Genomic DNA, 12,078 nt, shown 5'->3' on the forward strand with positions numbered 1-12,078 from the left:
ATAGTTTATGGAAAATATTAGGATAAGTCTATATAATATTTGGTTTTTTTGTTAATTTCTTATCAAACTAAAGTGTCCTTTTTTAATTTTAATATTTCCATTATCATCAATTAATTCTGCTGTAAACCAATAATCTGTAGATGGTAATAGTTTACCGTTAAAAGTTCCATTCCAGCCTTTATCTCTTGGATTTATTTTAGTAATTAATTTACCAAATCTATCGAAAATGTATATTATGGATTTACTGTAAAAGTTTTCATTAACTCCTTGAATTTGCCAATAATCATTAGTTCCATCATTATTTGGAGTTAAAAATTTAGGATAACCAATTACAGAAATATCAATAGGGGTAATACCACAATTATTAATATCTTGCACTAAAATAGTGTAAAAACCAGGTGCTACATAATCAAAAAATGGTTCTGTTTGAAATGGTTTAATAGTATTTCCGTCCATATCAATTAACGAAAATTCATACTCACCTAAACCTAAATTGTTCGAAGCATTATTTATTGTAATCGTATTGTTGTCGCTATCATCAACTATAGTAATATCTTCTGAAGTTATTGTTGCTATTTGTGAGTATTTGATTTCAATTTCTTTAATTCTAGTACAATTAGTTCCGTCAGTTTTTGTCAAAGCAACGGAGTATATACCATCAGCATTTACATCTAAAGTTGTATTTGTTGAAATTGAATTATTTAAAGGATCAAACCATTCATAATCTAGTGTTTCTAATGGATTATTTTGTGTTACACCTAATGTAATTGTAGATGCAGGAGTTGTTAAACATAATATTTGTGGTGTAACAACTTCAAAATCGGGTAATGGGTTTACTACAAAATCTATGGTTGTATTGGCAATACAAGTAGTGTTTGCAGGGTTTATTACCTGTACACTTATGGTTTGTGTTGAAGTTGTAAACGGATTAGGTAATGGACTTGGTAGCGCATTTCCTAATTCATCAAAATACAATACATCAAAAGCTTGTGTACCCAAAATAGTTGCTTGTATTGTTGAGGTATCAAAATCGTGAATTCCATCGTTACTTTCATCATCACAAACTGGAGCAATTGTAACAGCATTCGCTGCAGGAGCTTCATCAACAATAAACTCTAAAGTAGTTTCGTCAAAACAAGCGCCATTAGGATCTGCAGTTACATTGTTGGTAACTCTAATTGTAATAGTTTGGCTTGTTGTTAAAAATGGATTTGGTAACGGACTTGGTAATGGATTTCCTAATTCATCAACATAACTTACAGTTACATTTGTTTGCCCATTTAAAACTGTCGATTCTATTGCAGTAATATCAAAAGGATACATTCCATCAGTATCATCATCACATTGTCTAGTAATTGTAACTGAGTTTGCAGTTGGTAATGCTTCTACATTTAAGGTAATATAATCTCCAAAACCTAAACAGTCATTATCTAATTGGCTATCTACTCTAATGTAAATTTGTTGAGAATTAGGATAACCAATATTTCTATAATTTGAAATATCTACAATTTCATTTGTTTCTGCTAAAGCATCAGTTTCATTTCTATAATACTTTATAAAAAGTTGCTGTCCAGCAGGGAAAATGGCTCTTACTTCGGCATCAACACTACTAAAATCAAATGTTGAAATACCATCTCTATCATCATTTATAGTATCTAAATAATCATCACAAACATTAAATGTTCTTTGAAATGTAGAAGGAATTCCTGTTGTTGAAACTACCAATTGCACTTCAGAAGTTCTAAAACAACCAAATGTAGATTCAATTCTAGCCCAAACAACATCGTTATTAACTGTAGCATTCGTGTACATTGTTGGATTAGTAATTGCAGGTGTACCTGCTATAGCTTCAGCTTGTGTTTCGTAAAAAGAAATAGTTTCATTTAAATAATTTGTTGAAATTTCTGCATTCACTTCAGTTAAATTAAAATCGCTAAAACCATCAGTATCATTATCACATTGTTTTAATACAACTGGAGTTGTAATTATTGGTAAAGGGTGTACAATTAAATCGAAAGTTAATTCAGAGTTTACACAATTTGTAGTATTGTTTTCTACTCGAACATAAATAGTTTGAGAATTTGCAATTGTATTTGTAAACGGGCTTGCTTGTGGAGCAGTTCCAGTTTCAGCATCGGTAGTACTTAAATGGTAAGTTACGGCATAATCTGTTGAAGGTTGAGTTCCTAGAATTGTTGAAGTTTGACTTTCTAAATCAAAACTTTGAATAATACCATTTGTATCATCAGAATCGTTTAAATTATCGCAACTTTCTAAATTTACTACTGTATTTGCCATTGGTAAAGGATTTACAATTACATTAAAAGTTAATTTTGAATTTACGCAATTTGTAGTGTTATTTTCAACTCTAACATATATAGTTTGAGAGTTTGCAATTGTATTTGTAAACGGACTTGCTTGTGGCGCAGTTCCAGTTTCAGCATCGGTTAAACTTGTATGATAAGTAACTGTAAAATCTGTTGAAGGTTGAGTTCCTAGAATTGTTGAAGTTTGACTTTCTAAATCAAAACTTTGTACTAAACCATTTGTATTATTTCCGTCGTCTAAATTATCGCATAAGACTAAATTAGAAACTGTGTTTGCAAAAGGTAGTGGGTTTACAATAACATCAAAACTTATGTCAGCCTTTCTACAACCTGTAGTATTATTTTCAACACTAACGTAAATTGTTTGCGAGTTTGCTGTTGTATTTGTAAACGGACTCGCTTGTGGCGCAGTACCTGTTTGTGCATCAGCTAAACTTGTATGGTACGTTACTGTATAATCTGCAGTAGATTGTGTTCCAAGAACTGTTGCAGATTGACTTTCTAAATTAAAACCTTGTACTAAACCATTGGTATCATCTCCATCATTTAAATTATCGCAAAGTTCTAGGTTATTAACTGCATTTGCAATTGGTAAAGGGTTAACAGTTAGAATTACTTCATCAGAAATTAAACCACAACTATTACCATTTTTTTGTAATTGTACTCTGTATTGATAATTATTAAACGTTAAAGGTACGTTTGAAATGGTTAGTTGGTCTGTAAGGGAACCTGTGTACGTTGCATCATCAATAATATCTGTCCAATTAGTGCCGTTATCTGTACTAACTTGCCACTGAATACTATCTACTGCATTTATTTCAATTTCAAAAATAGAATTTAAGGTATTACAGCTAACAGTGTTTATTGGTTGTGTAATTATGGTAATAATTCCTGCTGTGTTGTATTCTGAATTTGGAGCAGTAAAACCATCACTAGCGTTGTTTACAACTCCATCATTATTAACAGTAAAAGGAGTATCACCTAAGAAATTATCATTATTTCCATCAGAAAATCCAGCTTCTATAACATCACTACAGTTATCTCCATCGCTATCAAAATCTATATAGCTAAACACTGTATCTGTATCTAAATCATTTAAAGTATAGCCAATTACTCCAATATCAGGTGTAGTTTCTGCATTATCGTCCCAACCATTAATACCAATTGTTGAAATTACACTATCAATAACTCCATCAAAATTAACATCTAAAAGACCACTACGAGATTCATAAACATCATAAATTCCATCATTATCACTATCTAAATCATAAAAATCCCAAACACCATCTGCATCAGTATCAATTGGTGCAGTTGTAATATCAAACATATCATCCAGTCCATTAGAATCTGCATCTACTCCAGAAAGAACATTGTTTAACCCATTTACTTCAATATAATCTGGAATTCCATCATTTTCACTATCATAATCAAATTCGTCAGTTATTCCATCTCCATCAGTATCAATAGGTAAACAAGTTGCTTTAATTTTAAAAGTAGCATTGTTACTAGTTGTATCTGAAGTGTTTTTATGTGTGTAACTAAAAGAGTCAACCATACTTGCCACAAAACTGAAAGTACCTGCGCTTGGAGCAAGAGAAGTACCGTTTATTTTAAATCTAATTTCAAAAGAAGAAAATTGAGTTATACCAGTTTCGTAAACACCATCGTAATTTGTATCAACTAATAACTGATCATCAGGATCAACAAGTGTAATTGTTTTTGTATTTGAAACTTTAATAATAAATTCTTGGTCGCTATTTAAATCGCCAGCACCTAAAGGCGTGCTTGTAGGAAGTTTAAATAATAGGTTTAAATCTTGATTAAAATTGATATTATAAGTTAAACTAGATTCAAGAAGTCCATTTTTATCAGAAACATCACTTTTAAATGAACCGTCTGCAGCGCCAACTAAACTATTTGCAGCATTTCCTGTTGGTGTAATTGTACCATTAAAAGTGTACGGAGTACTTGGTAAACTACCGCTTAATGGATTTGCTAATGAAATATCAACATCACCATAAGATTCGGTGCAATTTAAAATACCATCATTATCATTGTCAATATCAAGGTTGTCAATAATTCCATCGGTATCATAATCGTCTGGGCAAATACTTACAGGAACTTCTAAAGATTCTAACGTTAAACCAGAACAATTTAAAATACCGATAAGTTTATAAGTTCCAGAAACAGTAGGAACATATTGTAAAGTTTTAACACCAGTACCAACAAATCCAGTTCCGTCATCAAAAAACCATTCAATTTCATCAAAATTACCCATATTAGCAACTTCTAATGTAACGTTTGGTATACAAATACCAAGAGTTACAAAGGCTGTATTAAAATTAATTTCTGGTGCTGTTGGAAAACCAGAATAGAAACTTCCTGAAGTAGCAGATCCATTGTAATTAAAATAGGCGCAATATAATTCATCTGTACTTTGAACAGAAATATTACCAGATAAACCTGTTACTTTATAAGTAACATAATCGGTATTACCATCAACTGTACTAGGGCCAATTGTTGAGAAATTTGTTATTGGCTGATTGTTTATTGTTACCGTTGATCCTGATTTTGTTACTATTGAAATTCCACCCGTATAAGTTGTAGTACCAATAGATTCAATATTAGCAATATTATCTAAGTTTCCTCGCGTTTCGCAACTTAAAGGAGGTACAAAAAACATTCCTTGATTGGCTTCACTGCTTGTTACACCAACACCTTGATATGCAAAAACTGGTTCTGATGTTTCTACATACATATTTCCGTTTGCATTGTATTGGTTACCTTCAATTAAATAATATTCACCAGCATTTATTGTTGCAACTGGCGTGTTTCCATTAATACTTATTGTTGTTCCATCTGTATGTGCAACCAATAATACATTTTCCCAATCATTATCTCCATCACCTTTTACAAAAATATATTCAGTTCCAACTTTTGTTAGGTCAACAATTTGATCAATACCATAATCTCTTCCTCCTCCATTATCAAAGCTACCGTTTGCGGAACCGCAGTTTACAACAATATTTTTATCAGAGGTAACTAAACAACCTATTAAGCCATCTCTATTTATTACTGCATCAAAACTATTAGTTGCAATTGTATAACTTTCTCCTTCGTTTAAAGTAGTTGTAACGGGTGTTGTACCTGAATAATTTTTAATAACTAAACCTGCAGGTAAATCACTAAAAGTTACTTGAGTATTGTCTTCTGTAGCCATAACAGAAACAAAATTTAAGTAATTGTCTTGAGGGTTTTCATTGGTGTAGCTACCAACTCTAAATGTTTTTCCTAATGAAGCTAAACCTTTGCTAACCAATGCTCCAGCTTGGGCGCCACCACCAGCCTCCATTCTTACCGATACATAAATAACATCTTCAGCCTCTATAATATAACCTCTATTGTTTACAACTACACTTGTTGAGGTTGAAGGAATAAAAAGTTGTCCATTTCCGTTTCCAAGAAATATTTCTTGCGGCGTAGTATTAGAAACAGTTCCAGTAATATAGCTTGTTGTAGGTTGACCAATAGGAATTATTGTATAATTTATATCAACAGCATTAGGAGTTGATATGTAAATATATTGCTCTTCTGGGTTGGCATTTCCTAAAGATGCACTTGTTAAAGGTGGTATATAATGTGTTTTACTTAATTGAGCGTAACTTATTTGTGTAAAAAATAAAACTACAATTATTGAGCATATGTAGTTGAAATTGGCTTTTTTCAAAATTTGGTCTTTTTGGTTAGACCAAATTTAAGCGTAAAAGTTTAATTTCTAATACAATTAAAGTATAAAAATGAGCAATATATGATTAAAGATCTCGCTTTTTTAATAATGCGTACGATAAATAGATAAAAACAGCTGTCCAAATTAAAACAATAGCAACATCTAATATTTGTACAGAAAAGTCTTTAGAAATATTTTCACCAACCTGTTTTGCAACGGTTTTTACGGCACTTAATCTAGTAAATGGTTCTTTGATTAAATTTGTCATTGCTTCCAAAGGAAAAATTCGCATTATATCATCTGCATTGGCTTTAAATTTCCAAAAAACCATACCTTTAATAAAGCTTTCTGCTATAAACCAAATAAACATCGCACCAACTGCAAAGGCAGATCTTTTTACAAGAATTCCTAGAAATAATCCAAAAGAAAAGAAACCAACAAGTTTTATAAAAAAGGCAAATAAATATTCTAAATCTGTTGTAACTATAGAAATTTCATTAAAATCGGAATAAACAAATCCTAAGATTAATGAAACCATAAATACAAAAAATGTAGATAAAGCTGCTAGCAGAATAACTGTGTAAAACTTAGATAAAACAAATTCTTTTTTGCTTAAACCATCAATTAAATTTTGTTTTAAAGTTTTGTTACTGTATTCGTTAGCCATCATTGATACTATAACCAACAATAAGAAAAACTTAAAGTTTGAAGCCATATAAGTGTTGAAATGCCAGATGTATGGGAAATTAAAAATTCCTTGTTCTGCCAAATGAAATTTTATAGGACCAATATCAAATTTTATAGCGGCAACTAAAGCAATTGATGTAAGTAGTAAAAAATATATAGCAATTAAAACTTTACTTGCTTTGTTATGTTTTAATTTATGTATTTCGATATTTAAAAGTCGTAGCATTTTAGTTGTTGTTAGTTAGAGATAAAAATTGTTGTTCTAAACTTGGTTTACGTTTTACCAAATGGGTTAATACAACACCATTTTGAAATAAGTAACTATTTATTTCTGAAGATTTTATTGGTTTGTTAAGTTTGGCAATAATTAAATCTTCGTCTTTATTTGTTGAAGCTATGCCTTCAAAACCTTCAAGTAATGTAATTAGTTTATCTGTTTCTCCATCAACTTTTAATTCAAATAATCCGTGCGATGCTGTCATTTCGTCAACTCTACCAGCATAAAGTTTTATTCCTTGTCTAATAACAAGTACATGCGAGCAAACTTTTTCAACCTCATCTAATAAATGTGAAGCCAATAGAATAGTGGTTCCATTAGCAGCAATATCTTTTATTATTTGTCTTATTTCGTGAATTCCTTGCGGATCTAATCCATTTGTAGGTTCATCTAAAATTAAAATTTCAGGATCGTTTAAAAGAGCAGAAGCAATTGCTAAACGTTGTTTCATACCTAAAGAATAGGTTTTAAATTTGCTGTGTCGTCTTTCAAAAAGATTAACGGTTTTTAATTTTTCTTCAATTTTGGTAAACGGAATTTCTTTTATTTTACAAACTAATTCTAAATTTTGAATCGCTGTCATATAAGGATAAAAGTTTGGTCGCTCTATAATTGCTCCAACTCTTTTTAAAGCTTGGTGTGTAGAAATACTCCCATCGAACCAGCTAAAATTACCAGATGTTTTGTTTACAACATTTAAAATTATGCCTAAAGTAGTAGATTTACCACTTCCGTTTGGACCTAAAATACCGTAAACAGTTCCTTTTTTTATATCAAACGATAAATTATTTACCGCATGAATACTTCCAAATTTTTTGTTTAGGTTGCTAATTGATAGAATTGTTTCCAATATTTTTGTGTTTAGTATAAAATTAAGACGACGATTATTGACTTTTGTTACAGCAATATAGTAAATTTGATTTTTTAAAATAATACGATTGATGGAGGAACAGAAATTAATATCACAAAAAAAACCGGCATTTCCAGTTAATAAATTATTATATAAATATTTATCTGATTATAATAGAAGTATAAAAATTCCTGTTTTTTATGATGATTTATTACGTTTTGCAGGTGCAATAGAGGTGTATGATAAAAATGGAGATGATACTTTATGGATAAGAGTTTATTATCCTGAGCACGAACGTGATGAAATTGATATTAGTTTAAAACGAATGTATATGATTTTGCATGGTGATGGAGGAGAAGACTCATTATCATTTTTAAATATTGATGCCATAGATTATTGTACGTTTGGAAACTCTAAACCTTTTCGTATAAAAATTAGAAATGTTTTAAACGATAACCACACCTATTTATATGTAAAAAAGGCCGATGCATCTCGTGTGTACGGTTTAGAATGGGAACATATTTTATCGCCAAATAACATAAACTTTTTAATTTATAAAGATACACTTATTGAAGAGCACGTTTTGGGTATTCCAGGAGATCAATTTATGAGTGAAAACTTTGATCAAGTTTCTAAAAGCGGTTTAAAAAGGTTATCTAAAGAGTTTGTAAAATTTAACGAGCGTTGTATGATTCGTTTGCTAGGTGATATGCGTGCCTACAATTACGTTATTGTTGCTTCGTACGATTTTGATCAGGTAGAATACAGGATACGTGCAATGGATTTTGATCAACAAAGTTTTGAAGGAAATTTAAAAGTTTATTTTCCACAGTTTTTTAAAGAAAACTATCCGTTTGTAAAAATGGTACAAGATAATTTGCAAGATGCTTCTGTAGAGCAATACAGAAAAGAAGAACGTTCTGCAATTGCTCGTAGGCTTAAAGGCTCGAGAAAGCGAGTTAAACGATTGTTAGAATGTATGGTAAAAGATAATATTTCTACAGAAAAAAATATTGAAGAACTTAAAAAAGACCTTGTAAATTACACAAAAGATAAAAACTTTAAAAAGTGTAAAAATATGGGTGAAATTTTAAGTGTTGCTTTTGAATTTGTTACCAGAAATTACGAAAACGTGAATACGTATATTATTCACTAGTAATTATCAAAATCTATATCGTCTATATTTTCTAAACTTTCTGAATCGTTAAAAGCATCAAATTCATCGTCAATTTCATCTGCTTTAAACTCTTTTTCAGGAGCTTCATCTGGTACATTTCCAAAAGAAAGTGCAATGTATGGTAATTCGTTTTCCGTAGTATTAGCTGTTTCGGTTAATTCAATAAAAAACGTCCACATACTAAAAAAGTCGTACACATAAATTAATTTATCACCTTCAAATCTAAGCGTATCTTTAATTATACAATTTTGCATACAAGGTGCTGAACCATCTTCAGACATATCAAATAAAGGAATTTCTTCACCTTGTTCCCAATCATCATCAGTTCTATAAAAGGCAGCCATTTCTTGTCCTTTAAACCCAAAAGATTTAGCAATTGTAAAGTGCAATTCTTCTAAATTTAAAGTTTCATTAACTTCAATATCTCTAAATACATCTTCTGCAACATCTAAAATTGCTCTAATTTTGTAAGCCATAATTGTTTTTTAAACTTTTGCAAAGTTACTATTTTTAATTCTTATTTTTACCACCTAACTTTTAAATATTATGGATAAAAAAGCAACTTTAGATATGCTAAATAAAATGTGTGAAAACACATTAAACGAAACTTTAGATATAAAATATACTGATTTTGGAGAAGGTTTTTTAGTGGCTACAATGCCTGTAAATTCGAGAGTGCATCAGCCAGATGGTATTTTAAATGGAGGTGCAACTATGGCTTTGGCAGAAAGTGTAGGTAGTCCAGCTTCAATTATGGCAATAGACAGAGAAAAATTTTCTGTTAGAGGTATTGAGTTTTCTGCAAACCATTTACGAAGCGTAAAAAGCGGGTTGGTAACTGCAACAGCTACCATAATTCATAAAGGAAGAACAATCCACTTAGTTGAAATTAAAATAGTTGATGAAAGAGATAGAGTTATTTCGTTATGTAAAATAACAAACTATATTTTAGCAAATAATAAATAATAGTGGCTAAAATAAAAAAAATAGCCAAAATTATAGGTGTATTACTTTTGCTTGGTTTTATGGTTTTGATAGTTCTTTTTTATAGAATGTCTACTCCTAAAAGTTCAAAAGAAATTAGTAAAACTTTTTCTGAAGGTGAAGCCACTGTTTTAATAGAAAAAGCAACGTTTAATAATTTTAATTATAGAGTTTTAAAAACTAAAATTGAAGTTGATACAACTTTAACTACGTTAGTTTTTGTACATGGTTCAATTGGATCGGCAATGGATTTTAAATCTTATTTAATTGATGAAGAATTAAATAAGAAGGCTAATTTAATAGCGTACGATAGGGTAGGTTATGGTATTTATCAAACTGGTAACGTACAAGCATCGATTCAATTTGAAGTTGAATTGTTAGAAAATTTGATAAAAGATTTAAACCCTAAAAACACAATTCTAGTAGGGTATTCGTACGGAGGTCCAATAGCTTTGGCTTCAAAAAAAGATTATAAAAAAATAATGTTATTAGCGCCAGCAGTTTATTCTAAAGTAGAACCTATGCCGTGGGGTTTAAATTTTTATAAGTGGAAAGCTACGCGTTGGGTAATGCCAGAAGTTTGGAAAGCTGCTTCAAAAGAAAAATTAGGACATAAAGCAGATTTACTGAAGTTTGAAAATAATTGGGCAGACACCCCTTCAAATATTATTAGTATTCACGGAAATAAAGATTGGATTGTTCCTTTTGGAAACTCTATTTATTTAGAACAAAAATTTCCAAAACAACAGTTTGAATTAGTAACTTTGAACAATGCAGGCCACGGATTAGTTTGGTCTAATTTTAATGAAATAAAAAAACAGTTACTTCAACAATTAAATTAAATACATTGCAACAACAGTTAGTTAACTTTTTTAATGAAATAGAGCAAGCTTTAATAGCTAAAAAGCCTTTTGTAGTTTTTAACAAGCCTAATAAGAATGGTTTAACTTTATACAAACAAAACTCTTTAGAGTTGTTTGAGTTAGAAAATTATCATCAAAAGGGATTTGTATTTGCACCTTTTTCAAGTTCAGAAAAACAATTAATATTTCCAGAAAGTGAATGCGAAAAGTTAACAACAACTTTTAATTTTGAAGAAATTAACAACAATAAGCAAAAGGAGGTAATCGAAATTATTTCATCTTCAAAAAACGAAAAAGAGTATAATAATTTAGTTTCTGATGCCGTAAATTTTATAAATACTACAAGTGCTGAAAAAGTAGTGGTGTCTAGAAAAGAAATAGTTAGCAAATCTAATTTTGAAGTAATTGCTACTTTTAAAAAAATGCTTAATAATTATAAAAATGCATTTGTTTATTGTTGGCATCATCCAAAAGTTGGTTTGTGGATGGGAGCATCGCCAGAGCGCTTTTTAAATATAGAAAATGGAGAGTTTAAAACCATGTCTTTAGCAGGTACACAGGTTTATGTAGATACCGTAAAAGTTAATTGGAAAGAAAAGGAAAAAGAAGAGCAGCGATATGTAACAGATTTTATTATTGATTCTGTTAGCCCAATTTTTAAAGAAGTAAAAATAAAAGGGCCTTATACTGTAAAAGCAGGTAGTTTATTACATTTAAGAACCGATATTTTGGCTAAAGTAACATCTAATGATTTAATAGAGAAGCTAGCCTTAAAACTGCACCCAACACCCGCTGTTTGTGGACTTCCAAAGCAAAAAGCAAAAGATTTTATAATTAAAAACGAAGGTTATAATAGAACTTATTATACAGGATTTTTAGGTGAGTTGAATATAGAAAATTCTACCAATTTTTATGTGAATTTACGTTGCATGCAAATAGATAATTCTACAATTTCTATATATATAGGCGGTGGTATTACAAAAAGTAGTATTGCTAAATTAGAATGGAATGAAACGGTTTCTAAAGCCGAGATAATGAAAAAAGTTTTATAGGAAAAACTAAGCCCAATAGTTTTAAAATAATTATACGTCTTGTGGGTAACGTATGGTTTTTCTTTTTGCAATTAATTCCCAACTCAAAACAATGGACTTAGTTTTAGCTCTTGGTGTAAAAGTATAAATAGCCC

Annotated in this window: 8 protein-coding genes; 4 read left to right on the plus strand and 4 right to left on the minus strand. The window is 30.2% G+C overall.

What is annotated here, in order from left to right; translation table 11 throughout:
- Nucleotides 1-51 precede the first annotated feature (51 nt).
- From BLU40_RS09800 to BLU40_RS09810, 3 genes are all read right to left on the minus strand, one after another.
- The gene (locus tag BLU40_RS09800; RefSeq protein WP_090122888.1) at nucleotides 52-6,054 is read right to left on the minus strand and encodes a T9SS type B sorting domain-containing protein; all 6,003 of its coding nucleotides are present in this window, start codon (nucleotides 6,052-6,054) and stop codon (nucleotides 52-54) included.
- Between the two features lie 85 nt (nucleotides 6,055-6,139).
- Nucleotides 6,140-6,967 carry an ABC transporter permease gene (locus BLU40_RS09805; RefSeq protein ID WP_090122890.1) on the minus strand — a complete coding sequence of 276 codons (828 nt, stop codon included), beginning with the start codon at nucleotides 6,965-6,967 and terminating at the stop codon, nucleotides 6,140-6,142.
- A gap of 1 nt (nucleotide 6,968) precedes the next feature.
- Nucleotides 6,969-7,868 (minus strand): ABC transporter ATP-binding protein, encoded by a 900-nt coding sequence (locus BLU40_RS09810; protein ID WP_090122892.1) that lies wholly within the window; start codon nucleotides 7,866-7,868, stop codon nucleotides 6,969-6,971.
- A 91-nt stretch (nucleotides 7,869-7,959) separates the two neighbouring features.
- Here BLU40_RS09810 and BLU40_RS09815 point away from each other — a divergent pair, with 91 nt between their 5' ends.
- Nucleotides 7,960-9,024 (plus strand): hypothetical protein, encoded by a 1,065-nt coding sequence (locus BLU40_RS09815; protein ID WP_090122894.1) that lies wholly within the window; start codon nucleotides 7,960-7,962, stop codon nucleotides 9,022-9,024.
- Here the strand turns inward: BLU40_RS09815 and BLU40_RS09820 are convergent.
- Nucleotides 9,021-9,521, minus strand: coding sequence for an IS1096 element passenger TnpR family protein (locus tag BLU40_RS09820; RefSeq protein WP_090122896.1), 501 nt, complete (start codon nucleotides 9,519-9,521; stop codon nucleotides 9,021-9,023). The genes BLU40_RS09815 and BLU40_RS09820 overlap by 4 nt on opposite strands.
- A gap of 70 nt (nucleotides 9,522-9,591) precedes the next feature.
- On the opposite strand from BLU40_RS09820, the gene BLU40_RS09825 reads away from it, so the two are divergent.
- The 3 genes from BLU40_RS09825 to BLU40_RS09835 all read left to right on the plus strand — a co-directional run bounded on the left by BLU40_RS09825 (nucleotide 9,592) and on the right by BLU40_RS09835 (nucleotide 11,944).
- Nucleotides 9,592-10,011 (plus strand): PaaI family thioesterase, encoded by a 420-nt coding sequence (locus BLU40_RS09825; protein WP_090122898.1) that lies wholly within the window; start codon nucleotides 9,592-9,594, stop codon nucleotides 10,009-10,011.
- Between the two features lie 86 nt (nucleotides 10,012-10,097).
- Entirely contained in the window at nucleotides 10,098-10,871 is a 774-nt protein-coding gene (locus tag BLU40_RS09830) for an alpha/beta fold hydrolase (protein ID WP_175454768.1), read from the plus strand.
- Between the two features lie 5 nt (nucleotides 10,872-10,876).
- Nucleotides 10,877-11,944 carry a chorismate-binding protein gene (locus BLU40_RS09835; RefSeq protein ID WP_175454769.1) on the plus strand — a complete coding sequence of 356 codons (1,068 nt, stop codon included), beginning with the start codon at nucleotides 10,877-10,879 and terminating at the stop codon, nucleotides 11,942-11,944.
- Nucleotides 11,945-12,078 lie beyond the last annotated feature (134 nt).

The sequence above is a fragment of the Lutibacter oricola genome (assembly GCF_900106565.1).
In the GTDB taxonomy this organism is placed as follows: Bacteria; Bacteroidota; Bacteroidia; order Flavobacteriales; family Flavobacteriaceae; genus Lutibacter; species Lutibacter oricola.